Origin of the sequence: Paenibacillus sp. DMB20, from assembly GCF_000987955.1 — a bacterium.
GTDB lineage: Bacteria > Bacillota > Bacilli > Paenibacillales > Paenibacillaceae > Paenibacillus_AQ.
In genome coordinates, this window is the sequence record NZ_LAZU01000036.1 from 19,358 (window position 1) to 44,382 (window position 25,025).

At 52.1% G+C, this 25,025-nt stretch carries 22 protein-coding genes and 5 pseudogenes; 16 read left to right on the forward strand and 11 right to left on the reverse strand.

Translation table 11 applies throughout. The annotated features are described in order from the left end of the window. Positions 1 to 112: 112 nt before the first annotated feature. The 9 genes and pseudogenes from XI25_RS19135 to XI25_RS33430 all read right to left on the reverse strand — a co-directional run bounded on the left by XI25_RS19135 (position 113) and on the right by XI25_RS33430 (position 8,786). A pseudogene (locus XI25_RS19135) lies at positions 113 to 884 on the reverse strand (DeoR/GlpR family DNA-binding transcription regulator). Positions 885 to 1,318: 434 nt separating this feature from the next. After that, positions 1,319 to 2,101 (reverse strand): endonuclease/exonuclease/phosphatase family protein, encoded by a 783-nt coding sequence (locus tag XI25_RS19140; protein WP_046679773.1) that lies wholly within the window; start codon positions 2,099 to 2,101, stop codon positions 1,319 to 1,321. 19 nt (positions 2,102 to 2,120) lie between these two features. Next, positions 2,121 to 2,948 (reverse strand): carbohydrate ABC transporter permease, encoded by an 828-nt coding sequence (locus XI25_RS19145; protein WP_046679774.1) that lies wholly within the window; start codon positions 2,946 to 2,948, stop codon positions 2,121 to 2,123. Continuing rightward, on the reverse strand, positions 2,945 to 3,826 hold the full coding sequence (locus XI25_RS19150) for a carbohydrate ABC transporter permease (RefSeq protein ID WP_046679775.1): 882 nt from the start codon (positions 3,824 to 3,826) through the stop codon (positions 2,945 to 2,947). Before XI25_RS19150 ends, XI25_RS19145 begins: the two co-directional genes overlap by 4 nt. Positions 3,827 to 3,904: 78 nt before the next feature. Further along, positions 3,905 to 5,191: an ABC transporter substrate-binding protein gene (locus tag XI25_RS19155; RefSeq protein ID WP_052759678.1), complete on the reverse strand. Its 1,287-nt coding sequence runs from the start codon at positions 5,189 to 5,191 to the stop codon at positions 3,905 to 3,907. Positions 5,192 to 5,405: 214 nt separating this feature from the next. Then, positions 5,406 to 6,974, reverse strand: coding sequence for a response regulator transcription factor (locus tag XI25_RS19160; protein WP_046679776.1), 1,569 nt, complete (start codon positions 6,972 to 6,974; stop codon positions 5,406 to 5,408). Continuing rightward, positions 6,971 to 7,414: a sensor histidine kinase gene (locus XI25_RS36410; RefSeq protein ID WP_082112435.1), complete on the reverse strand. Its 444-nt coding sequence runs from the start codon at positions 7,412 to 7,414 to the stop codon at positions 6,971 to 6,973. The genes XI25_RS19160 and XI25_RS36410 overlap by 4 nt, the downstream gene beginning before the upstream one ends. Before the next feature lie 254 nt (positions 7,415 to 7,668). Beyond that, positions 7,669 to 8,529 (reverse strand): annotated as a pseudogene (locus XI25_RS36415) (sensor histidine kinase); the annotation flags it as partial. Next, positions 8,415 to 8,786: a hypothetical protein gene (locus XI25_RS33430; protein ID WP_046679779.1), complete on the reverse strand. Its 372-nt coding sequence runs from the start codon at positions 8,784 to 8,786 to the stop codon at positions 8,415 to 8,417. The gene XI25_RS33430 and the pseudogene XI25_RS36415, both read right to left, overlap by 115 nt. A 155-nt stretch (positions 8,787 to 8,941) precedes the next feature. Here XI25_RS33430 and XI25_RS19180 point away from each other — a divergent pair, with 155 nt between their 5' ends. The 5 genes from XI25_RS19180 to XI25_RS19200 all read left to right on the forward strand — a co-directional run bounded on the left by XI25_RS19180 (position 8,942) and on the right by XI25_RS19200 (position 13,502). Beyond that, on the forward strand, positions 8,942 to 9,652 hold the full coding sequence (locus XI25_RS19180; protein WP_046679780.1) for a response regulator transcription factor: 711 nt from the start codon (positions 8,942 to 8,944) through the stop codon (positions 9,650 to 9,652). Then, the gene (locus XI25_RS19185) at positions 9,649 to 11,043 is read left to right on the forward strand and encodes a sensor histidine kinase (RefSeq protein WP_046679781.1); all 1,395 of its coding nucleotides are present in this window, start codon (positions 9,649 to 9,651) and stop codon (positions 11,041 to 11,043) included. The genes XI25_RS19180 and XI25_RS19185 overlap by 4 nt, the downstream gene beginning before the upstream one ends. An 89-nt stretch (positions 11,044 to 11,132) precedes the next feature. After that, positions 11,133 to 12,053, forward strand: coding sequence for an ABC transporter ATP-binding protein (locus XI25_RS19190; protein ID WP_442950420.1), 921 nt, complete (start codon positions 11,133 to 11,135; stop codon positions 12,051 to 12,053). Then, complete coding sequence (locus tag XI25_RS19195) at positions 12,050 to 12,766, forward strand: ABC transporter permease (RefSeq protein WP_046679782.1); 717 nt, start codon at positions 12,050 to 12,052, stop codon at positions 12,764 to 12,766. The genes XI25_RS19190 and XI25_RS19195 overlap by 4 nt, the downstream gene beginning before the upstream one ends. Before the next feature lies 1 nt (position 12,767). Continuing rightward, entirely contained in the window at positions 12,768 to 13,502 is a 735-nt protein-coding gene (locus XI25_RS19200; RefSeq protein ID WP_046679783.1) for an ABC transporter permease, read from the forward strand. 181 nt (positions 13,503 to 13,683) lie between these two features. On the opposite strand, the pseudogene XI25_RS19205 reads toward XI25_RS19200, so the two are convergent. Further along, positions 13,684 to 15,436: pseudogene (locus XI25_RS19205) on the reverse strand (alpha-glycosidase). Positions 15,437 to 15,655: 219 nt separating this feature from the next. Then, complete coding sequence (locus tag XI25_RS19210; RefSeq protein WP_046679784.1) at positions 15,656 to 17,305, reverse strand: CoA-disulfide reductase; 1,650 nt, start codon at positions 17,303 to 17,305, stop codon at positions 15,656 to 15,658. A gap of 353 nt (positions 17,306 to 17,658) precedes the next feature. On the opposite strand from XI25_RS19210, the gene XI25_RS19220 reads away from it, so the two are divergent. The 11 genes and pseudogenes from XI25_RS19220 (at position 17,659) to XI25_RS35035 (ending at position 25,015) form a co-directional block, all read left to right on the forward strand. Continuing rightward, positions 17,659 to 17,919 (forward strand): metal-sensitive transcriptional regulator, encoded by a 261-nt coding sequence (locus XI25_RS19220; RefSeq protein WP_046679786.1) that lies wholly within the window; start codon positions 17,659 to 17,661, stop codon positions 17,917 to 17,919. 89 nt (positions 17,920 to 18,008) lie between these two features. Continuing rightward, positions 18,009 to 18,236: a sulfurtransferase TusA family protein gene (locus XI25_RS19225; protein WP_046679787.1), complete on the forward strand. Its 228-nt coding sequence runs from the start codon at positions 18,009 to 18,011 to the stop codon at positions 18,234 to 18,236. A gap of 134 nt (positions 18,237 to 18,370) precedes the next feature. Further along, positions 18,371 to 18,800: pseudogene (locus XI25_RS19230) on the forward strand (DsrE/DsrF/DrsH-like family protein). 34 nt (positions 18,801 to 18,834) lie between these two features. Continuing rightward, on the forward strand, positions 18,835 to 19,194 hold the full coding sequence (locus tag XI25_RS19235) for a rhodanese-like domain-containing protein (protein WP_046679788.1): 360 nt from the start codon (positions 18,835 to 18,837) through the stop codon (positions 19,192 to 19,194). A 23-nt stretch (positions 19,195 to 19,217) separates the two neighbouring features. Then, a complete protein-coding gene (locus XI25_RS19240) occupies positions 19,218 to 19,514 on the forward strand; it encodes a rhodanese-like domain-containing protein (protein ID WP_046679789.1) in 297 nt (98 codons plus the stop codon). Positions 19,515 to 19,623: 109 nt separating this feature from the next. Beyond that, positions 19,624 to 19,755, forward strand: a pseudogene (locus XI25_RS32350) (sulfurtransferase TusA family protein); the annotation flags it as partial. 94 nt (positions 19,756 to 19,849) lie between these two features. Next, positions 19,850 to 20,977 carry an MBL fold metallo-hydrolase gene (locus XI25_RS19250; protein WP_046679791.1) on the forward strand — a complete coding sequence of 376 codons (1,128 nt, stop codon included), beginning with the start codon at positions 19,850 to 19,852 and terminating at the stop codon, positions 20,975 to 20,977. A gap of 70 nt (positions 20,978 to 21,047) precedes the next feature. Beyond that, positions 21,048 to 21,275, forward strand: coding sequence for a sulfurtransferase TusA family protein (locus tag XI25_RS19255; protein WP_046679792.1), 228 nt, complete (start codon positions 21,048 to 21,050; stop codon positions 21,273 to 21,275). Positions 21,276 to 21,382: 107 nt separating this feature from the next. Next, positions 21,383 to 22,159: a sulfite exporter TauE/SafE family protein gene (locus tag XI25_RS19260; RefSeq protein ID WP_046679983.1), complete on the forward strand. Its 777-nt coding sequence runs from the start codon at positions 21,383 to 21,385 to the stop codon at positions 22,157 to 22,159. A 796-nt stretch (positions 22,160 to 22,955) separates the two neighbouring features. Continuing rightward, positions 22,956 to 23,669, forward strand: coding sequence for a hypothetical protein (locus XI25_RS35030; protein ID WP_235439992.1), 714 nt, complete (start codon positions 22,956 to 22,958; stop codon positions 23,667 to 23,669). Between the two features lie 29 nt (positions 23,670 to 23,698). Beyond that, positions 23,699 to 25,015: an alpha-galactosidase gene (locus XI25_RS35035; RefSeq protein ID WP_235439993.1), complete on the forward strand. Its 1,317-nt coding sequence runs from the start codon at positions 23,699 to 23,701 to the stop codon at positions 25,013 to 25,015. Positions 25,016 to 25,025: the final 10 nt, after the last annotated feature.

Sequence of the window (25,025 nt, forward strand, 5' to 3'; positions counted from 1 at the left end):
ATAACAGGGGGATGTCTGAATGAATTGGACATCCCTCTGTTTGTTTGTTAAAAAAGTGTCAGGCACCATGCAAAAAATTCACATGGTGCCTGACACCTTCAGGGAAACACTTTTAACTATATTCAGCAATAACAAGTTGAATGTTGTTCTTTTTCGCGTAATTCTGGTAAACTTCATTAGGTATGATATCCGTTACAAGGTAATCAATTTTATCTAAACTGCAATAGGTCATTAACCCATATTTATCAAATTTATCATGGTCGACTAATAAGAATACTTCAGAGCTTCTGTTAACAATAGAAGCTTTTAATTCGCTTTCAAGCGGCGAGGCATTCGTCACACCATTTGATAAGGAAACCCCAGTTGACGCCATAAATGCCTTATTAATATTATAGGCATTTAAGATATCCATATATTTCAAAATTCCAAATGAATTTGTTTTTCTTTCCAGGATTCCTCCCGCTGTAATCACATTTAAATTTTCAAAAGGAAGGGCACGAACGATAAAATCGAGATTATTGGTAATGATCGTGACCTGTTTTTTTATTGATATATTCAATCATTTCAATTGTAGTCGTTCCTGAATCGATAAAAATAATATCGCCATCCTGAACATAATTTGCTGCTGCTTTTCCGATCATTTCCTTTTCTGTTTGATTACGTACTTGACGGTCATGGAAAGATTCTAATTTTGCACGATTGTCCTCGTTGACTGCTACACCACCGTAAACCTTTTTAAAATCCCCTTTTTCAACGAGTTCCTGAACATCACGCCGAATCGTGTTTTTAGATACTTGAAACACTTCCATTAATTCATCTAAAGACACAGATTTGTGTTCTATAATATATTCCTCAATTTTATTGATCCGTTTATCTTTAATCATTCCTATTCACCCTTTGTTCTCAAATAGTACATCTAGTTGGTACCCCTCTCAATAGATCCATATAATTATATATTATCAACAAATCATCAAAACTTCATCATATAATTAAGGTTTTATTTAATAAAAGGCTATGTTAATCTATATTGTTGATATTTAAATTTTAAGAACATTTGTTCTGTTGGAGTTCGCGATGTTGCAATCACTCGGAATCCAGAAACAGAAAGCATGGGAATACGAAAAACACAAGAAAGAGCTACTGGAGAACCTCCAATAGCCCTATCCTCTCAAAATCCCTCGGAAATAACACCATCAATGGACGCCAGCCCCCTTCGAGGCCAAATAGCGGAACCAGTGTCATCATTTCAACGGTAAAATCCGCGTTTCCGCGGCCCATAGCGGAATCTGCGTCATCATTCGCCGGTTTAAGTATCCTATCATTCGCCTGCCGTTTTCCAGGAGACGGAGACGGGATAGTGATCCGACGGATAGGCTCCGTCCAACTTCTCGCGATGGATGAGAGTTCCGGTCATTTCAATATCGGACGTGGTGAAGATATAATCGATCGGATCGCCTTCCGTGCCTCCCTTGAAATCGTGGAAAGTACATCCGGCCGGCTCGCCGAGAAGGGCATAAGCGTCCTGCAGCTGCTCCCGAAGCAGGGAGATTTCCGGTTCGCCGGGCTCGGCGTTCAAATCGCCCATGAGAAGGACCGGAAGCTCTTCTTCCCCGCGGAACAGCCGGATTTGCTCAAGCATAAGCTTGGCGCTTTCCTGTCTGGCGGTGACGCCCAGATGATCGAAATGCGTATTCATCACATAAAACCGCAAGCCGTCGTTCTTGCTCTGAAACAAGCCCCAGGTGCAGATGCGGGGGAGACAGCTGTCCCAGCTGATGCTTCCCGGCACATCCGGGGTTTCGGAGAGCCAGAACTGTCCTTGCTTGAGGAGCGTTACTTCCGCATGCTTGTAATAGACGGCACAGTGCTCATCTTGCGAAGAGTCCCCTTCGCCGACACGGCCGGTTCCGATTCTGCTGTAGTCCGGCAAAACTTCATCCAGATCCTTCAGCATGGCGCCGGTTCCTTCCTGCGTGCCAAAAAGGTCGGGCGAGACGGCCGCAATGGCGCAAGCCGCACGATGCTTCCGGTAAGGCCACGCGTTGCTGCCGTCTCCCTGCACGTTAACCCGCAGATTGAATGTCATCGTTGTCATGCTCATGTCTTATTCATCCCTATCTCTATTTAATAGACCCTTCGGTCAAACCACCAATAATATATTTTTGCGTGAAAACATACATGATGGTAATCGGAGCCATGGACAGCGCAAACGCCGCAAAGGCCAGATTGTAATCAAAGCTGACTTCCGTTTTGAAGTTGTAAATAAACAGCGGCAAAGTCCAGAAGTCCGGATGGCGGTTCAGCATGATGAGCGGAAGCTGAAAATCGTTCCAGAGCCAAAGGCTGTTTAATATTAATATAGTCGCAATAATGGGCAGCATCAACGGATAAATAATTCGGATGAAGGTCAGCCCGACGCCGCATCCGTCGATCTTCGACGCCTGATCCAGCTCAAGCGGGATATTTTTCAGAAAGCCTACGCAGAGAAAAAGTCCTTGGGCAAACGATAACGTGACGTACATAATGATCAATCCGGCATGGTTGAGGAGATGGAGATTCCCCATATGTCTGTAAATGGGCAGCATTACGGCCTGAAAAGGAACGAAAATTCCCATCAGAATGATCGTGTACACCCATTTGTAGTACGCCTTGCTTGCGTTGCGCGAAATGGCATAGGAAACCATGGGAACGGCGATCAGCATGATCAGCAGGGATACGACCGTAATAAACGCGGAATTTTGAACCATTAACCAGAAATTGGCCTTGTTAATAACCGAAATGAAATTATCGAGATACAGGCGCGTTGGCGGCGAAAAGAAGTTGGCCGTCGTTTCGGCCCGCGTTTTCAGCGCAATCGAAAGGGTCAGGTAGATCGGAGCCAGGATGAATAACGCCCCGATCCCCAAAAAGGCATAGCCGAGAATTTTAAAAGGCAGTCTCGTCTTCATTGCTGTCCGGCCTCCTTTCGCGATAACAGCTTAATCTGGATGAACGAGATCAGGCCGATCAAGATAAAGACGTAGATCGCTTCCGCCGTTCCGTAGCCGAATTTCATTTCGTTCATGCCGTGCTGGTAAATGAGAAAGCCAAGGGATTCGGTCGATTGCGAAGGACCGCCGTTCGTCATGGCCACGATGTAATCGAACACCGTCAGCCCGCCTTTAATGGCAAGCACCACGTTGACGGTAAGCATCGGAATAAGGAACGGGATCGTTACCGAGAAAAAGCGCTGCATCGGAGTGGCTCCGTCAATGACGGCCGCCTCTTTGATATCCTTCGGGACGCTCGCAAGGCCGGCAATGAAGATCACCATGGGAACGGCAAAACCCTGCCAGATATTGGTTAACGCAATCCCGAAGATAGCGGTATCGGGGTTGCCGAGCAGGTTGCGGGACAGCCATTCGATTCCGAGTTTCTCGCCGATCGGCGGAAACAGGGAATAGAAAAACTGGTTGAACATCAAGCCGACGGTAATCATGCTGAGCACGGCAGGAAAGAAATAAACGGAGCGGAAAAAACCGCGGAACTTCAGGGAGCGGCTCAGCAGCAAGGCCAGAATGAGCGCAATGCCCAGCTTTCCGATCACGATGATAACGGTATACAGCAAGGTAAAGGAAAGGCCGTCCATAAAACGTTTATCCTGCAGAATCGAAATATAGTTTTGCAAGCCGACCATGTCATAGGACCGTGAAAAACCGTCCCAATTCGTCAAGCTGTAATAGAACCCGATAAAGACCGGGGCCAGAAAAAAGAGGGAATACAGCACTACGGCAGGCAGGGTAAACAGAAAAAATACGGTACCCGGTTTAAATCCTCGAATGTTCATAATCGACCTCCATCAAGCAAAAGAGGCGGAAAACCCTGGAGTGTTTCTAACCAAGTACCTTCCGCCTCATTGGCCGTCTTATTGATTGAATCTGTTGTAGAAAATCGTGTCCAGCGTTTTCAGGTACTGATCGATATCCTTCGTCAAGAACATTTCCTGCGTCGCCTTGCCTACTTCGGCGTTCGTGCCCGGCGGCCAGAGGCGCTCGATCGTCGGATATACCTTGCCGTCCGTGATCAGCTGCGTCAGCTCGGTGATTTCCGGAAGGCCGCTCTTCACGTCCTTGATGCCGGAAGGGTAGCCGCCGATGCTCAAGTAGGTTTCCACGTTTTCTTTCTTGGACATGAACTCGATGAATTTTCGTGCTTCTTCCTTATTTTTTCCGCTCGCCGGTATGCCGATGGCCGTATCCACCGATACTTGGGTCTTCAAATCTGCCGCATTTTCCGTAGGCAGCGGAAACATGGCGAACTTCAAATCAGGATTGGACTCCTTGATTTCCTTGATGGCCCAGATTCCGGTGAACCACATGGCCGTATTGCCGTTTGAGAATTCTCGGAGAGCGTCCTCGTACCCGGTACCCATGTTATCCTTTTGCCCGTATTCGCGAAGGGCCAGCAGCTTTTCGGCAAACGGTTTGAAATCCGGGTTGTCCGTAATATGCGCTTTGCCGTTCATCACATCATCCAGGAACTTTTCGATGTCCGGCATGGTTTGTCCCATTTTATAAACGACTTCCTGGCGAATGCCGTTGAAGTCTTTATCGTGGAAGTAGAATGGCGTAACGCCGGCCGCCTTCAGCTTCTCCGCGGCCTGGAGCAGTTCATCGTAAGTCGTTGGGATCTGTATGTTATGGCTTTCGAAAATATCTTTGTTATAGTACATGCCAAGGGTGGCTACCCCGATCGGAACGAGATAGTTTTTGCCGTCGATTTTGCTTAAATCCGCAATGGCAGGCTGTACGTTTTCCATTAAGGGATCGTCCGTCAGATCCACGACGCGTCCTTCTTTTGCCATTTTTTGAAAAATGGAGTTATGCGGATAGTGAGTGAAGACGGCAGGAGCATCATCGGTAGAGACCCTCATGGTCCATACGTTTTCGGGGTTGGGAACGTTGTTCTGCTCAACGGTGATGCCCGGGTTTTCGTTTTGAAACTTCGTGATGAGCTCGCCCACGATATTAACCGCTTCGGGTTTCATTTGAAAATATTCGATCTTGACGGGCACGCCTCCGGCATTCGTGCTGCCGCTGTCCGGCGAGTTGCCTTCCGCACTGTTCGTGCCTCCGCCCGAACAGCCGGCCGCCGTCAGCAACGCCAGGGAGACCAGTGCGGCCATTCCGCTTTTGATAAACCCCTTTTTCATTTCTTCAGCTCCTTTGGAATTGGTTATGTAATGCGTTACGGGTTCATTGTAGCAAGCCGCCGGGAGCTGAAAATAGGAGAGAACTGACCGAATGAATAGGATAAAACTGATCTTTCCGGCCAACGCGAAATGAGTTTTGGCATTCTGCTAGGTACCTCAACGATTACGGATCGTTCTTCCGATCGTTTCCGCTTCTCCAGATCGATTCCGTCTCCTACGCTGCTTTCCCTGCTTTCTTTCCTCTCACTCCGTCAATTCTTCCGTATTCCGGAGCGCTTTGGGCTGCTTCTCGTTTTTGACCTTTCCGGGCGTGGCGCCGTAAACCTTTTTTGTACATCTGAATGAAATAGGAGTAGTCATTGAACCCGACCTCGCTCGCCACTTCCGCGACGGACAGCTCAAGCGGGGAGGTCTCAAGGAGCTTTTTGGCCTTCTCCATCCTTACGGATAAAAGATACTGGGTAAATCCCGTTCCGCATTTTCGTTTGAACAGCCGGCTGAGATAACTGGGATCGACGTAGTAGCGGTGCTTGGCGAGCTCCTCCAGCACGATCCGGTTTTTGTAATGGACCTCGACGAAATTTTTGATGTCCTGAACCATGTCCCCCTTAGCTTCGCTCCGTTTCAGTTGCCCGATTACCTTGTCGAGCTTCGCGATCAATTCATCGCAGGCTTCCCGCATCGTGCCGAATTCGAACAGGCTCCGCTGCTCCATGTAGATCGGAGGGGCTTCGTGGTCCGCGCTGCCGATCAGCGTGTTGACGATGTTTACGGTCGCGGCAAGCCAGTCCTGCACCATGTAGACGGAAAACCGTTTGCTTGCGGCATCGTCCAGCCAGGAACGGATCATCCCGGCCATCTCGCTCGCTTGATAATTGGCGGCCTTCCGGGTGAATGCTCCGGTCCATTCTTGAATCAATGCGGCATCGTAGTGGTAATCCTCCCCGATTTGTCCGATACCGACCGTTTTGCGGTGCCCGTGCACGAAGCATTGCAATGCGGCGAGCTTTGCCTCCTTCAGCGAAACGTCCAGCTGACGAAGATCCTTGAAAGCGGAACTGAAGCCGATGGCGGCACAAGCCTCCCCGGCAATATGTTCCAGCTTGCGGCTGATTTTATCGCAGAGCGAATGCAATCCGCCAAGCTGATGCTGCTCCAGATTCTTTTCGAAGCGTACCCAGGCGATCAGGAGCTGAGGCTGGAATTTGTCGGTCAACATCAGGGCCTGCAGGTTGTTTTTGTGGAAGGTTTCCTTGGCGACGGCCGTCAACTCCTTGGAACGGGAAGGGCGGTGCTGGAAGACGACCGTCTGGTAGCTGCCGCGGCCCAAGGCGGCCTCCAAGGGCAGTCGCCCGGTGTCGAACTCGCCATAAAAGCAGGCGGACATCGCCATTTCCAAGGAGTGTTCCCGCCGTTCCGCCGCGCGCAACTTCAGTTGATCCAGCAAGGGGCTCAGTTCCTGCCGGTCTACGGGCTTCAGCAGGTAACTTTCGACTTTATGTTGAATCGCCTTGCGGGCGTATGTGAAATCATCATAACCGCTGATGATGGTGACCAGCATGGAGGGATGCTGCTCGCGCACATACGCGGCCAGCCGAATCCCGTCCATGCCGGGCATGCGTATGTCCGTCATCACCAGGTCAGGGATTTCCTCATCGATGATTTTCAATGCGTCGGTGCCATTCTCCGCTTCCATCACCTCTGTGCTTTCGTCCCAATCCCGTATCATTTGGACGATGGCCTTCCTGGCGAAAAATTCATCGTCTGCCACTAAGATTCTCATTTGTGCGTCTCCTTGTTGAAGGGAATATGAATCCGGATCGTTGTGCCTGACTGCTCCTCGCTCATGATGTTCATCCAGCAGCTGGCGCCGTAAAAATGCTTGATCCGCGCATAAACGTTTCTCATGCCGAAATTCCGGTCAAGGTCCTCTACCAGCGCGTGCTCATCCTGCTTCAGCATGGCCTGCAGTTCGTCCAGCTTGTCTTCGGGAATGCCGATTCCGTCGTCATAAACGGAAATATAGAGAAACTGCCTCCGCCGTTTGATGCTGAGCCGGAGCAGGCCGGTCCCGCCCTTAGGCTCCAGGCCGTGGTAGAAGGAGTTTTCGATAATGGGCTGCAGCAGGAACTTGATGATTTGGCAATCCAGGGTGTCTTCATCGATGTCATACTCGACCGCGAACTTGTTAAAAAAAACGAATCTGCTGAATGGTAATGTAATTTTTCAACTGCTCGAGTTCCTTTTCGACCGTGACGACGTCGCCGTATTTGATGTTGTAGCGGTAAATGCTCGACAAGCTCTTCGTCATGGCGGAAATATGGTCCATTCGGTGCAGTTCCGAAATGGAATGAATCGCGTTTAACGTGTTGTACAAGAAATGGGGGTTGATCTGCGACTGAAGCATTTTCAGCTCGGCCTTTTTTTTGAAGGCTGCTGGCCATGATTTCCGACTCCCGGCTGGTCTTGAGCCGCTCGATCATCGCGTTATAGTTGTTGATGAGCCTGCCGATTTCATCCTCGCGATCGCTTACGATGACGTTATGGGCCAAGTGTTCCGAATCCACGGTCCGCATCGAACTGCTCAGCTTTAAAATCGGATTGACGAAATAGCGGGAAAAGAAGAAAGCGAGTCCGAGCGCCGCCATGAGGGCCAGAATGCTGAAGAACACGTAATTGAGCGTATTGCTCAGGAAGGTGTCCGTGATTTGGGTCACCGGGATATAGTGGATGATGGTCCAGCCGGTCACCGGATTGACGGTGCTGCTGATCATGTAAAGCTGGCCGTTCCATTTCAAGCGCTGGATCTGTTCGTCTCCCGCTTTGCCGACAAGCTGGGAGGGAAAAGGATCGGCTTCCTCCGTGCCCTGCCGGGTTAGGGCGGCATTCGAATTGTAAACGACCGTGTCTCCTGAAAGAACGGCGGTTCCGAGCTTCAATCCGTCGTTCGAGATTCCGCCGAGCATATTTTCGACGGCTTTGTTGTAAATATCGATCTTGGCGTAAGCCTCGCGGGCATCCCCGAGATTCAAATCCGATAAATATCGAACGATCGAGATGCTGTGGTTCGTTTTCTCCCTTAAGTGGGCATCATTCGGCATTTGCACGACGAAATGGCTGTTCTTTAGGCGGTTCCTGCCGATCTCGGCAATCGTTCTAACGATTTCTCCCGCCTTTTCCGGCTTGCTGCCGTAGATGCTCCCATTGGGAGCGAGGACCGAAATCATGGCGATGTTTCCGTTAATGAGCACGTATTGCTCCATGGAGCCGTGCATGTAATTGGCGTCCTCCATATAGGTCTTTTCCGAAGAGGGCCTCTTTTTTTTCCATGATGGCATTCTGTTTCCAATTCGTTAAATAAAAAAAAAGAATAGCGTGCCTGATTGGTGAAAAATTCGTTGATCGTCACGTTGGTGCGCTTATCCAGCTGCTTCAGTATTTCCTCGTAATCGGAATGGGTCTGCTTGTACAGCTGCATTCCGGAGAGAAACATGGCGGAAATGACCGGGATGACAATGATGAAAACATAGGTCAGGACGAGCTTGCTTCGAAAGCTCGATCTGTGAAATTTTCGGAGCAGGTAGGACGGTGTCATGGGATAACCTCTCTCTGGTTTGTCGTCGTTAACGGGCTGCGCGTACCAACGGGTTGGCAATCAGCTTCATTATTTGTCATAATGCGCGACATTTCAACATGTTTTGTCGGGACGGATACAGGCTCCTCTTCTCCCCGTGGTATAATGCAAGACAGATGAGCATAAAAAAAGGCGGAAGGGAAGGGTCGCTCGTGGGCAAGGACCTGTTATATATCGAGGATGACCGCGAAATCGGCGGATGGGTAAGCGAATTTTTAAAGGACAAAGGGTACGGGGTGACCTGGCTGACGGGCGGGGAAAAAGCGGTGGAAGCCGCGGCAGACTGCAGTCTGGCCATTCTGGACGTCATGCTGCCCGGACTTGACGGCTTTACGGTCGGGCATCGTCTGAAGCGGGCTTATCCCGGACTCCCCATCTTGATGCTGTCCGCCCGGACGTCCATCGACGACAAGCTGGAGGGGCTGCAGTTTGCGGATGATTACTTGACCAAGCCGTTTCATCCGGACGAGCTGGCCGCGAGGGTGGAAGTGCTGCTGCGGCGGTCGGCCGCTGTTGTCGCCGAGCCGGTTGTTCTTAAGCATCTGACGGTTTACGAGGACGAGAACCGGGTGGTCAACGGCGAAACGGGGGAAGAATTGGTGTTGACCGGCAAGCAGTTTCAAATTTTCATGTACTTGTTCCGACATCAGGGCCGGGTGATGACCAAAGAGCAGATCTATGAAGCGGTCTGGGGCGAGTCCTACATCGAAGGGGACAAAACGCTGATGGTGCACATCCGCTATCTGCGCGAGAAGCTGGAGAAGAATCCCGCGTCGCCTGAAATCATCGAAACCGTCCGCGGTTTGGGCTACCGGGTGAGGGCATGAGGGTAAAGAGAACATGGAGAGGAGGGAAGGTGCGGTTCCGTAATTCGCTTACCTCCAGGTATTTGCTGATTGTTCTGATTGCGATGATATTTATGCCGATTGTGTTTCCTTTGGCTGCGGGGTTTTACTGGTTTGTGAACGACCAGCTGCGGATAACGGCCCCCTCCGTGAAATATCCCAGCGGCGAACTGCTTGAAAGCAAGTGGCATAAGGAGGCCGCCTCCTTGTCCGGAATGAAGCCCGATATGATTAACGAACGCCTGCAGCGGTTTAAACGGGAATACCCCGAAACGTCGATATTTTGGGTGGACGGGGAGAACCGGACCCGGCTCAAGCTGCCGGAAAATTTAGAGGTGCCTGAGCAATGGTCGGCACTTCGCACCGTGGCGTTTATGAAAAATTCAATTGACTCTGACCCGTTCACGGTGGTCGCTTATATCGGGGGCAAGGAGCTCGCGGGGCAGGGGTTCATGGTGCTCCAGCTTCCAAGGAGCTTCCTGAACAATCCGGATGAAATCACAAGCGAAGCCACGATCTTCACTTTGTTTCTTGTCGCCATGCTGTTGTCCTTCATTCTGGTTTCCTGGCTGTTCTTCGCCCGGATCCGGAAGCGGCTGCTGCATTTGCGGGAAGCGATGACCTCACCTGGGGCGAACGGCATTCCGGAACTTGTCGTCCTTCGAAAGCCGGATGAAATCGGCCAGCTGGAGGCGGCTTACAACGATATGGTTGCCCAGCTGGAGGATGGAAAGCGACGCGAGAAAGAAGAAGAAGAACTTCGCAAATCTCTCATTTCCAGTCTTTCGCATGACCTTAGAACACCGCTAACGGTTATCCGCAGTCACATCTTCTCGCTGGAGCATGAGCCGTTGACGGAGAAAGGCAAGGCGTCCCTGGCGCTCATGGAATCGAAAATCGGCGATCTGGGCGGGTTGATCGACAATCTGTTGTCCTACAGCTTGCTTACAAGCGGCCGTGTTCAGCTGGCACTCGAACCGAGGGACGTATCCAGGCTGGTAAGGGAAAGCGCAGCCGCCTGGTACGCGGTGTGGGAGAAGGAAGGCATCGAGGCGGACATCGATTTGGGCGACGAGCCGCTCGTCTGGATGGTGGATGAGCTCTGGTTCAAGCGGATTCTGGACAACCTGTTCCAGAATGTTGTCCGCCACGCGAAGTCCGGCGGGTATATCGGCATCCATAGGGGTGAGTTCCAGGGTAATGGCCCTGCGCTTGTCATTTCGGACAAGGGACCCGGCATGGAAGGGGGAACGTCCGCCAAAGGGGCCGGAATCGGATTGGCCGTGGTCGACGTTTTGACAAAGGAAATGGGGATTCGGTATTCGGTGGATACTTCGGCGGAAGGGACGTTTATTACGCTGTCCGCGAAATAACATTCGGCGCGGGTCCGTCTCTTAACCATTTTTTAAACTTCGGGCAGACCGGGATTTAACCTTCGGGGTCTATAGTGGATTCCGAGGTGATGATCGTGTCTGAATTAGTCATTCAAACAAAAGGGCTGTATAAACTGTACCGCAAGCGCGCAGCCGTTGAAAATGTGAATCTTGAAATTGCAAGAGGGGATATCTACGGCTTCCTGGGACCGAACGGAGCCGGCAAAACGACGACGATCCGGATGCTGCTGGGCTTGGTGAAGCCGACCCGCGGCTCGATCCATTTGTTCGGCAAGGATTTGACGAAGGAGAAAATGAATATTTTGCGCCGGACGGGCTCTCTGGTCGAATATCCGTCCTATTACGGGCATTTGACGGCCGTTGAAAACTTGGAGGCGCTGCGCCGGATCATCGGGGTTCCGAAATCGAGGATCGCCGAAGTGCTGGACATTGTTTCCCTGACCAAAGAGGCCAAGCGCCCGGTCAAGGGATATTCGCTGGGCATGAAGCAGCGGCTTGGCATCGCGGCGGCGCTCCTCGGCAATCCCGAGCTGCTGATCCTGGACGAGCCGACGAACGGTCTTGACCCTTCCGGCATTCACGAAATCCGGGAGCTGATCAAAAATATGCCGAAACAGCACGGCATTACCGTGCTGGTATCCAGCCACCTGCTGAGCGAGGTGGAGCAGATGGCCGGCAAGGTCGGCATTATCCGCGAAGGGCAGCTCGTGTTTCAGGACACGATTGACCGTCTCGTCTCCCAATCGTCCGGAGGATTCCGCCTTGCCGTATCCGAACCGGAAACAGCGCTGCACCTGGCGCTTGATCTTGGCTGTGACGGCAGATTGCGGAATGAAGTGCTGGAGTTTGAGCCGATGCAGGACGCCCAGGTTGCGCTGCTCGTTAAGAGACTGGTGCAGAATGAGCACATGGTCTACCGCGTCGAGGAGAAGCGGAAATCGCTTGAAGACATCTTCATGGAGATCGTCGGGAAGGGGAACAGCTTATGATGGCCCGCGCATTGTCCGCCGACTTTCTGAAAATCCGCGGCAAAGGCATCTGGCTGCTCGCGGTGATTGCCCCGATAGGTCTGGTTGCCATGCAGGCTCTCAACTTTGGGCTCCGATATGACTATCTGATGAAGATCTACGCGGCCGATCCATGGGGGGGCTTGCTTGAAAACATCCTGATGTTCGTGCCGATTGCGATTTATCTAGGAATCACGCTTGTCTGCTCCCTGATGGCGAACGTGGAGCACCAGCTGAGCTCGTGGAAACAGCTGCTGGCTCTTCCAATTACAAGATCGGCCGTTTTCAGCGCCAAATTTGTGCTGGTTTTTATGATTTTGTGCGTATCCTGTTTGCTGCTGTCCCTCGGAACGGTCGTTCTCGGGTTGGCCCTTGGCATGGGTCAGGAGAACATGCCTTACGGAGACATCCTGCGGCTTGGCTTCGCCCCGTTCATGGGGACGATCCCGCTGCTTGGATTTCAGCTGTGGCTGTCGCTGACAAGCAAAAATCAGGGCATCCCTGTCAGCATCGGCGTAACGGCTTCCGTCGTCTCGCTGTTTGCCCTTAAGTTTCCGGACTATATGCCGTTGAAATGGCCGCTGCTTGCCTATTTGGGCCCTGGTCAGACGAAAATCATCGGAGCGGGTTTGCTTTTGGGGGCAGTCATCGCGCTTGCCGGTTTAATCCATTTCAACCGAAAGGATGTGGATTAAGATGGCAGCTTATTTTAAAGCAATGTCCTCCGAATGGCTGAAGCTGTCCAGGTCCAGAATATGGCTGCAGGTGCTTTTAAGCCCCGTGCTCGCGCTTGCCATCGGCATATTGAGCGGAAATCCCGGCAGCCAGTTGCCTTGGCATGTTCTCGTCGGGACGATGGCCAGCATGCATGCGCTGTTGTTCCTGCCGATATTGACGGGGGTATTCGGGGCGATGGTCTGCCGTTATGAGCATTTGGGCGGCGGATGGAAGCAACTGCTTGTGACGCCGGTCAGCCGCGGCGCGGTATATTGCGCCAAGCTGTCCGTGGTAGCCGTACTGATGGGTGCGGTTCAGCTGCTATTTCTAGGTGCGGTCTTCGCAGCAGGTTGGCATCACGGCGTTCAGGCGCCTGTTCCGTGGGAGATGATCGCCACCAGCCTGCTGGGGGGATGGGCGGCCTGCCTGCCGCTTGCGGCGCTGCAGTTGTTCGTGTCCACCGCGTGGAGCAGCTTTGCCGCCCCGCTGGCACTCAACGTCATATTCACGATTCCGAATATGCTTATAGCGAATTCGCAAACCTACGGGCCGTATTATCCATGGACGCAGCCTCTTTTGGCGATGGCTCCTTCGACCGAGAATGACTTCGGCGCCTTTCTCGTGCCGTTCGAGACGCTGATGCTGGTCGTGATTGGGGGCTTCCTCCTGTTTTTTGTATCGGGAATGATCTATTTTCAGCGTAAGGAAGTATAGGCTTCATGGGAGAATCAACAGCAGGATAAATAGCTTCAGGTTGATCGTGCTATACAAAGAAAATGCCGGCATGCGGGGGAATCCGTTGGCGGCCATAAAATTAGAAAGGGGCAGCCCTTAAGTAGAGTGATCTACTCGAGGGCTGCCCCTTGGTGTTAACCGGATCGGTCGTTTGGCCTTCTTAGTCCTGAACCGCCTTTAGTATGGCAAAACCGTATGCCGGCAGGTTCACGCTGAGCTCGCCTTTTTTGGTCCGTACCGTTTCGCCGGTCCATAGATGGGTCCACTCCCGTTCCTCGGCCGGAACGGTGATCGATTGGGAAACCTTGTCGTTGTTGACGAGCACGATAATGCGTTCATGATCGTCCTCGCGAAGATAGGCCAGCTTGCCTCCGTTATGCTCCGCGGTCAAAAGCTGGAAGAAGCCCGTGCGCAGAGCGGTATGGCCTTTGCGCAGCCGGATCAGCTTCTGGTAGAAGGTAAAGAGGTCTTTATCCTGTTTATTCTCGTCCCATTCCATGCATTTCCGGCAGCCGGGGTCATGTCCCCCGTCCATGCCGATCTCGTCGCCGTAGTAAATGCAAGGCGTTCCGGAATAGGTGAACTGGAACAGAGCCGCCAGCTTCATCAGGCGCTTGTCGCCTTTCGCCTGCGTAAGGAGGCGGGCCGTATCGTGACTGTCCAGCAGGTTGAAGGCCACATCGCTCGCTTGGCGCGGATAGCCGGCCAGCTGTTTGCCGAGCATAAAGGAGAACTGTTCGGCATCGACCGTACGGTTGATGAAGAAGTCGAGCACGGCATTGGTGAACGGGTAGTTCATGACCGCGTCGAACTGGTCGCCTTCAAGCCAGATGGACGATTCGTGCCAAACCTCGCCGAGGATGTAGGCGTCCGGCTTGGCTTTTTTTTACGACCTGGCGGAACTCGCGCCAGAATTGATGGCTGACCTCGTTGGCCACGTCCAGGCGCCAGCCGTCGATGCCGGTTTCCTTAATCCAGTATTCCGCGGCTTTCAGGAGATATTCTTTTACCTCCGGGTTCTCGGTGTTCAGCTTCGGCATCAAGGGCTCAAACGCAAAGGTGTCGTAAGTCGGAATGCCGTCCACGACTTCCAGGGGAAGGGAGCGGACATGGAACCAGTCTTTGTACTTGGAATTTTCCCCGTTCTTCTGTACGTCCACAAAAGGAGCGAAGGTCCGGCCGGAGTGGTTGAACACCGCATCAAGCAGGACGCGGATGCCGCGTTCGTGGCACAGGTCCACCAGCTTTTTCAGCGTGTCCTTGTCACCGAACTGCGGGTCGAGCATCATGTAATCTTCGGTGTCGTATTTGTGGTTTGTTGTTGCCTTGAACAGCGGCGTAAAATAGATGGCGTTGATGCCGAGCTCGCTTAGGTAGTCGAGATGATCGATCACGCCCTGAAGGTCGCCTCCGAAAAAGTTGGCCGGCGTCGGCTCCGTGCTTCCCCAAGGAAGTGCTCCTTTCGGATCGTTGCTTGGATCGCCGTTGGCGAAGCGTTCCGGGAATATTTGATAGAATACCGCATCCTTTACCCATTCCGGGGTTTCGAATACATCGACCGGGTTGATGAACGGATACTCGAACAGACGGTCCGGATTTGCCGGCGGCTCGGTCTGGAAGCCGTATTCCGTCATCCAACGCTTCTCGCGGCCCTGCTGCAGCAGGAATCCGTATTTCAGGCGGCGGTACGGCGGCCGGGCTTCACACTCCCAGTAATCGAACAGCTCGTCGGAAGACAGCTTGTACATCGGTATGTACTCCATCGTCCCCTCCCAGAGGTATTTATCGCCCGCAAGGACGAAGACCTCGGTCATGTCGTCCTTTTTCGTGCGGATTCGGATATGGACGGTGCGGCCGTCGTAGGCGTAGGACCAGTTTTTGCGGGGACGGTGGTAAATGGCTTCAAGAAACATGGATTAGTCCTCCTTAGAGATAAAATAAAAAAGGTACACCCTGACTAAGTATTAGCCGAGGTTGTACCTTTTAAAAGATAACATTGCCTTTAAATTATCGATTTCTTGCATCAGCAAGCCGAGGATGTTGTCCGGGGCCCTGATATTTGTAAATATACCACGGCTTATTGCGGGAGACAAGTGCCTTCTGGCGATGACAACCCGCGTTTTCGGTTTATTTTACTGCCGGAACACGGAGGAGTAAGTCTTCCAGCCGCCGTCGAGGTTTTTCGAGGCAAAGCCGTTCTCGGCCAAGATCCGGGATGCCAGGTATCCTCGGAGTCCGACTTGGCAGGTAACGTAGACGGTTTCGTTCTTAGGCAGTTCCTTCAGCCGGCTGCGCAGGTCGTTCAGCGGAATGTTGACGGAGCCTTCGATATAACCGGCCTTTCGTTCTCCCGGCTCGCGGACGTCGATCAGGGTTGCGCCCCTCTTCACCAGCTCGTCGATCTCATGCCACTGAACGGTCTCGACCTTGCCCTCCATGATGTTGGAAGCGACATAACCTGCATAGTTGACCGGATCTTTGGCGGAAGAGTATGGTGGAGCATAGGAGAGTTCCACCTCGGTCAGATCAAATACGTCAAGGTTTCCTTTAATCGCCGTGGCAATGACGTCAATCCGTTTGTCGACCCCGTCTTTGCCGACCGCCTGAGCGCCGTAGATTTGTCCCGTTTCCGGGTGAAACAGCAGCTTCAGGGAAATCGGATACGCCCCGGGGTAGTAACCGGCATGCGAACCGGGGTGAATGTGAACAGCCCGGTATGGGATGTTCAGCTGCTTAAGCCGTTTTTCATTGCTTCCGGTCGCGGCAACCGTCAGGTCGAAGACCTTGGCGATGGATGTGCCGAGCGTGCCTTTGTAGGATATGTTCTTGCCGTAAATGTGATCCGCTACCATGCGGCCTTGGCGATTTGCCGGACCGGCCAGCGGGATCATGCTGGCGCTTTGGTGGATGTAATCGGTCACTTCCACCGCGTCGCCGATGGCGTAAATGCTTTTATCGCTCGTCTGCATGAATTCATTGACCTTGATGCCGCCGCGATCTCCAACCTCCAGCCCGGCACCGACAGCCAGCCCGTTTTCCGGGCGCACCCCGATGGACAGGATGATCATGTCCGCCGCTACTTTTTTACCGCTGGACAGCTCGATGCTTTTGCCCTGATCATGCAGCGCTTTGACGCCATCTTCGAGAATGAGGGTTACTCCCTTTTCCCTCAGATGGGTATGGACGACAGAGGCCATTTCGTAATCAAGGGGCGCCATCACCTGGTTGGCCATTTCAATAATGGTCACCTTAACGCCGCGGTCCGCCAGGTTTTCGGCCATCTCAAGCCCGATAAATCCGCCGCCCACCACAACGGCCTTCGCAGGATTTTGTTCGTCGACAAACGTCTTGATCCGGTCCGTATCCGGGATGTTGCGCAGGGTGAACACGTCACGTGCTTCGGACAGACCGGGAATATTCGGCACGATCGGCTTGGCCCCGGGGGAGAGAATGAGGTAGTCATAACTTTCCTCATACGTTTCCCCTGTAACCAAATTACGGATCGACAAGGTTTTGTCCTCGCGCTGAATGGAGACGGCCTCGCTGAGATTGCGGATATCGAGGTTGAATCGTTTGCTCATCCCCTCGACGGTCTGCACCATCAGCTTTCCGCGTTCCTGGATGGTCTCACCTATATAATAGGGCAGCCCGCAGTTGGCAAAAGAAATATATTCACCGCGTTCCACCAGCACGATCGTCGAACTCTCGTCCAATCTCCGCAGCCGCGCCGCCGCTGAGGCGCCTCCGGCCACGCCGCCGACAATAACGATTTTCTTGGTCATTATGGGTTCCTCCTCTGGTTGATTTGGATCAATATAACATACCTATGGGGGTATAATAACATATTGGACGGAAAAAGAAAGTGACAAATATCCGAACGAAAAAAGATCATCTGACGAGCGTCAAAGATGATCTCTTTCTTGGGCATGGGGAAGAGATGCCGGAATTCGGCCATACTATAATTCGTACGGTCATTCTACGAAAGAGGGATTTCAAAGGTCCGCTCTTAGAAAGATATATTCCGAAACTTGACCTCATACCCTTAGGGGTATAAAATAAGGCGTGTAATAGGTTTAATAAGAGTTCCAAAAGCCGGCTTGTCCTATATAATCAATGTTGACGGGAGGGAAACATAGTGGACTACAACGATCAGATGAAAAACCGGGTGAAGCGCATCGAAGGGCAGCTGCGCGGCATTCTCAAAATGATGGAAGAAAACAAGGACTGCAAGGATGTCATCACCCAACTTTCCGCCGCTAGGACCGCGATCGACCGGACCATCGGCGTCGTCGTCAGCTCAAATCTCGTGAAATGCGTCCGCCAAGCGGAAGAGAATGGGCAAAACACGGAAGAGCTTGTCCTTGAGGCGGTCAACCTGCTGGTAAAAAGCAGATAATAACAGAAGGGTTGACACCCCTTTCTGCATCCAATATTATACCCATGGGGGTAATTTCAAACCTATATACGGATAAGGAGGAATTCATGATGAACGCAGATAAAATCCTGGATGCCAAAGGACTTGCATGTCCCATGCCGATCATGAAAACGAAGAAGGCGATGAACGAATTGGAAACCGGGCAGGTGCTCGAGATTCATACTACGGATCAAGGTGCGAAAAACGATCTTTCCGCATGGGCTAAATCTAGCGGTCACGAATTGCTTGGGCACCAAGAGGAAGAGGATATACTCAAACTTTGGATTAAGAAAGGCTAAATTTTTTTAAAATTCGATATACCCCAAGGGGTAATTAGAGGGAAGGAATAACCAATCAATAGGGGGAATCCATAACGTGACAGCTCATAAAAAAAACGACCATCGTGCTTTTTAGCGGCGATTATGACAAGGCCATGGCGGCGTACATCATTGCGAATGGCGCCGCGGCGTATGACCATGAGGTTACGATCTTTCATACCTTCTGGGGACTGAATGCGCTTCGGAAGGATGAGAATGTGATCGTGCCCAAAAGGAAAGGCTTCATGGAAAAAAATGTTTGGCAAAATGATGCCTCGGGGAGCGAATAAAATGGGCCTGTCCAAGATGAATTTTGCCGGCATGGGCCCCAAAATGATTAAAGACGTGATCAAGAAGCATAATGCCGTTCCGCTTCCGCAGCTCATCGAAATGGCCAAAGAGCAGGGGATCAAGCTGGTGGCTTGTACCATGACAATGGATCTGCTCGGCTTGCAGAAGGAGGAGCTGATGGATAACGTCGAATATGCGGGTGTAGCGGCTTACCTGGCGGACGCCCAGGACGGTAATGTAAACTTGTTCATCTAATCAGGGGGAAACCCCTTAAGGGAGAGGATTCATAATGGATACGCTGAGCATCATCATTATAGCGCTGATCGTCCTGTTTTCGGTCTCCCGCCTGCTTCCGGCCAAAGGCGTGCGGCAAATTACAACAGCGGAGCTGAAAAACGAGCTCGGGGACAGTAACAAACAATTCATTGATGTCCGTACGCCGGGCGAATTCAAAGCAAACCGCATCCAGGGCTTTCGCAACATTCCTCTGCAGCAGCTTGCCCTGAAAACCGGTGAGCTGTCGAAGGAGAGGGAAGTGGTGGTCATCTGCCAAAGCGGGATGAGAAGCGGGAAAGCAAGCAAAATGTTAAAGAAATCCGGGTTTGCCAAGGTCACCAACGTCAAAGGCGGCATGAGCGCCTGGTCTTAAAACCAAACAGGGGAGTGTTTAATTTGAAGGAAATAACGCCTAAAGAAGTAGAGAACCAGCTAAATGAAGGAAAAAGCTTGAACATTATCGACGTGCGGGAGATAGAAGAGGTTGCGGAGGGAAAAATTCCCGGCGCCGTGAACATTCCGCTTGGATTGATCGAATTCCGCAAGCAGGATCTGGATAAATCGAAGGAATATATCATGGTATGCCGGTCCGGCGGGAGAAGCGCCCGTGCAGCCGAATACCTGAAGTATCAAGGCTATAATGTCATCAACATGGTCGGTGGAATGCTGGCTTGGGAAGGCAAGACGGAGTAAGGGAGCAAGCGAGAAGATGTCGAAAGGTGTGTTTGATGCGCCTTTTTTTAAACGAAAATATACCCCTATGGGTTATTCGGGAGGGGGGAAACGGGAGGTTTCAGCCTTAATGGCAACGATTGAATCCAACGTGAAATTGGACGCGGAAGGACTCGCATGTTCCATGCCGATCGTGCGCACCAAAAAGGCGATGAAGGACCTTGAAGCGGGTCGAGTACTGGAGGTCGGAGGTTTTTCCAAAGTGGTCAACGTGGTACCCGGTATGAGCGGCTGGACGGGACGGACGACAGGCATCGAATAAATAAACGAATATTTTGAGAAGGAGGTATAACAACATGGCAGTAAGAGAAATGCACCCGAAGGAAGCGGCAGAAAAAGCCATTCGCAAAGAAAAACTGTTCATTTTGGATGTGCGGAATACGGCCGATTTCGAAGACTGGAAAATCGAAGGTGCCGGCATCGAGCATTTGAACGTTCCGTACTTCGAGCTGATTGACGGCGTGGAGGATATCCTGGACAAGATTCCGGAGGACCGCGAAGTCCTGGTTGTGTGCGCGAAAGAAGGATCTTCCGTCATGGTGGCTGAAATGCTGGCTGAGCACGGACGCGACGTGGCTTACCTGAAAGGCGGCATGAAGGCCTGGAGCGAGCATCTGGTGCCTTTGAAGGCCGGGGACATGAAAGACGGCGGCGAGCTGTACCAGTTCGTTCGGATCGGAAAGGGCTGCCTGTCTTATATGGCGATTTCGAACGGGGAGGCGGCGTTGTTTGATGCTACCCGCATGACTGACGTCTATCTCGATTTCGCAAAAAGCATAAACGCGGAGATCAAACACGTCTTTGATACCCACCTGCATGCGGACCATATCTCCGGCGGACGGATCATTGCCGAAAAGACAAACGCGAAATACTGGCTTCCGCCAAAAGACGCCGGCGAGGTTGTATTCGATTATGAGCCGCTGGAGGACGGAAACGAAGTGATGATCGGCAGTACCAAAATCAGCATTGAGGCGCTTTATTCTCCGGGCCATACGATCGGATCCACGTCGTTTGTGATCGATGACCGTTATCTTCTGACAGGCGATATCTTGTTCATCGACTCCATCGGCCGTCCGGACCTTGCCGGGCTTGCCGAGGATTGGGTCGGGGATTTGCGGAAAACCCTTTATTCCCGCTATAAGGAGCTGTCCGACGAACTGATCGTTCTGCCGGCGCACTTTATGATCATGGACGAATTGAATGAAGACGGTACGGTTTCCAAAAGGCTGGGCGAGCTGTATGCAACCAACCATGGCTTGAACATTGCCGACGAGGACGAGTTCAGAAACCTGGTTACCAAAAATCTGCCGCCGCAGCCGAACGCATACCAAGAAATCCGTCAAGCCAATATGGGCAAAATCACGCCGGACGAAGAACAGCAGCGTGAAATGGAAATCGGACCGAACCGCTGCGCAGTCCGTTAACTCATATCTTGCGGTTAGCACATTTCAGGATTAACAGCCGATGCTGTAACTAAAGGAGGATTTTGCTGTAATGAAAGCAACGAAAGTATTGGACGCTAAGGGCTGGTCATGCCCGATGCCGATCGTCAGAACGAAAAAAGCGATGGATGAGCTGAAGCCCGGCGAGGTGTTGGAGGTTCATACGACAGACGAAGGGTCCAAAAAGGACATCGCGGCCTGGGTTCAGGCGGGCGTGCATGAGCTTGTCGGAGAGGAAGAAGAAGGGGGCGTCCTGAAATTCTGGATTAAAAAAGGCTGACGAAAAGGGAACCGGGTCCGGTTCCCTTTTCTAAAGAAAATAAGAGAGCATCAGTTTTCATTTTGTAAATGACATTCTAAATCAAATAAGGAGGTATCGTGATGGAAATGAGTTTGCCATATATCATCACCATATTTCTGATCGGCTTCATCGGCTCCTATATTTCCGGCATGGTAGGCATCGGCGGTTCCATTATCAAATATCCGATGCTGCTGTACGTTCCTCCGCTGTTCGGGCTTGCGGCATTTACCGCGCACGAAGTGTCCGGCATCAGCGCCGTTCAGGTACTGTTCGCCACGATCGGCGGCGTTTGGGCCTACCGCAAAGGCGGATACCTGAACAAAACGCTCATTCTCTGCATGGGTGCGGCCATACTGACCGGCAGCTTCCTGGGCGGATTCGGCTCCAAAATGATGAGTGAGAGCGGCATCAACATGATATACGGTATTTTGGCCCTGAGCGCAGCCGTCATGATGTTCATTCCCAAAAAAGGCGTGGACGACATTCCGCTGGATCAGGTCAAATTTAACAAGTGGCTTGCCGCAGCGCTCGCTCTTATCGTCGGCATCGGTGCCGGCATTGTCGGTGCGGCCGGGGCGTTCCTGCTGGTGCCGATCATGCTGGTCGTGCTTAAAATTCCGACTCGGATGACCATTGCATCCTCACTTGCAATAACATTTATCTCCTCGATCGGATCCACCGTCGGCAAGGTGACGACCGGGCAGGTGAATTACCTTCCCGCGCTGATTATGGTCGTTGCCAGCCTGATCGCTTCTCCGCTTGGTGCTTCCGCAGGCAAAAAGATCAACACGAAGGTGCTTCAAATCATACTTGCCGTCCTGATCCTGGCGACCGCCATTAAGATATGGGTTGATATTTTGTAACCTTTGAAAACACGATCGATGCGTTCCTGGGTCTGTTTACCGGGGAGAATCTGGGCAAGCTGCTTGTTCAAAGTGAGTGAATGACTGAATAACCATATGTCGCGTCCAGAATGAGGCAGAAAAGGCTGCACGGGTACATTTCCGTGCAGCCTTTCTGTATGTGCGCCCGGCATGGGCGATAACTTGGCGGTGAAAGTCCGCTACAGGCTTGGCAGTATGAACGGTTAGCCAAGGGCAAGGATGTCCGCCGCGGGACGGAATCTGAAGGAAGCCGGCGGCAAACCCTCGGTCTGACGGACAGAAATCACATACAAGGCAAGATGGGACGGACGAGCTTGCATAACAAAGCAAAGTCCAATACTACCCGAATCCAATCCTGTAAATGTGGCAGATGGGTGAGGGGAAGGTTATCGCTCTTACCCGGGGAGATCTCACAAACGCCAAGTAAGAAAAAAATCCGAAAGACGGAGTAAAGCTCGCTGTGAGAAGTCAGCAGAAGCATACTACCGAGAATTTTTTTTTCGGGAAGGGCTGAACAATCGTAACTCTCGAGTACATACAGGAAGGAGAGCCTTTGCAGCCTTTTTTTAACGGCTGATTTCATGGCAGGAAACCCCATATTGCATTTTAACAAATGGGTCGCTCCAGATGCGTTATATCCCGATATGGATCGGAAGATCGTTGTATAGTAAGCGCTTTACCCGCGCTTCTATAATGATAGCAAGCTGTAAAAGGCGCTTGATGCGATAGCGTCCTGAATGCAGCACAGATGCACGCAGAAGGAGGCAATCCACAGATGTTAGGAAGCAGCGATACGGCGGTGAACGTGGGGGTGAATGCCGAAACTCACATTCGCTTGGCGAATGGTCTTGTGGCCATTGAGGTGGATTTGGAAAAAGGCGGTTACGCCTACGCAGGCAGCAGGGGATTCGCTCTGCAAGAAGTACGAAGCGGCTTTCGATGGCAGGGCCGGGAATACCATACGGGACATTATGACCGCCACTATATGATGGGGCAGCCGGAGAAGATCCAAGATCCGTTCGGAACCGGAATCCATGCCGTGATGAAGCATGAATCCGATCTGCTCCCAGGCCTGGAACAGCATTTTTACGTCTATGAGGGGGCTTCATCTTTCATCACACGGGTCGTCATAGTCGGTCAAGAGGAATTGAAGGTAAACCGCATCGCGGTGGTGAAAACCGATAGCGTATCGAGCGGGAGCGAGACGGTTCCGGGAGAAGCGCTGCATGTGCTGCGCGTGCCGTATGACAATGACAAATGGGTGCGCTACCTGACGGAGACGGCCCCGCTGGAGACGGAAAGCTACGAAGTGACGGCCTTGTTCCAGCCGGATAGCCGCCATGGATTGATTCTGGGATCGATCAGTCATGACGTGTGGAAGACCGGCATTCGCGTCAAAGGGGAAACCGCAGGCAAGCTGGATGAACTGGAACTGTACGCTGGCGCGGCCGACACCATGACCCGAGATTCCCAGCCGCATGGTACGTAAGAGGAACGCGCGTCGAATCTCCCCTGGTAATGGTAGGGGATTACGACGATTACCGGACAGGACTCGAAGCGTATGGGGAAGAGAATGCGAAGATAGCGCCTGCTCTGAGCTGGGAAGGCGGCGTCCCGATCGGCTGGAACAGCTGGTCGGCCGCCATGAGCACGCTGGATTACGATCTCTATGTGGCGACGAGCGATTTTCTGAAGCGGGAGGTTCAGCCGCAGGGCTTTCATAACGAGGATACCTTGTACATGAATTTCGATGCGTTCTGGGATCGCCTGACGCCTGCCGAGATGGAGAATGCCTTGAAAAGGGTCAGCGAAAACGGGCACAAACCCGGTACATACTGGACGCCGTTTGCGTTTTGGGGAAGTCCGGCTGGGTTCGGGAACCCCGTGGAGGGCACCGATGGGAAGTACACCTATGGCGATATCCTGCTTCGCGACCAGGATGGCGAGATTTTGCCGGATGTTGACGGCGGACTTGCAATTGATCCTACGCATCCCGGGAACCTGGCGCGAATCGATTGGTTCATGGATAAATTCATCTCCGAGGGATTTGAGTATATCAAGCTGGACTTCATGGCTCACGGGGCTCTGGAAGGCAAGCATTACGACCCGAATATTACGACAGGGATCGCTGCATACAATTACGGCTTGTCGTATCTAACGGATAAACTCTCCCCGGAGCGGATCGGCAGACCGTTCTTCATCAACCTGTCGATTGCCCCGCTGTTTCCTTATTCCTATGCGCACAGCCGCAGAATTTCCTGCGATGTGTTCGGAACGATCAAGGATACGGAATATTTGCTGAACTCGCTGACGCACGGGTGGTGGATGAACGATACGCTGTACCGTTTTAACGATCCGGACCATGCCGTGATCTATAAAAGCTTCAACCAGGATTCGACGACCCGCCAAGAAGGGCGAAGCCGTCTGACCGCGTCCGTGATCTCGGGAACGGTGCTGCTTCTGGGCGATGACTTCCGGCATGAGGAAGCGGCATGGCGCGCCAAGAATTGGCTTGGAAATGAGGCAATCACCGAGATTGCCCGATTGGGTAGAACCTTTGTGCCCGTAGAGGGGAAACTGGGAAAACAGGCTGCGGATACGTTTGTGCTGACCCATCCAAGAGAAGCGGGAACGACGTATATTGCCGTATTTAACTTTGACGGGGCCGAGTTCGTACAGAAGACGGTTTCCTTGGAACGCTGCGGCCTCGAGGCGCACGCTTCTTACACGGTTCTGGATGTGTGGGAAGGAACGGCGAGTCAATCGGAAGGCACGCTTGTGGTCGAGCTGGCGCCAGCCGAATCGAAAATCCTGAAATTAATCCGAAATCAATAAAAGGAGGAGA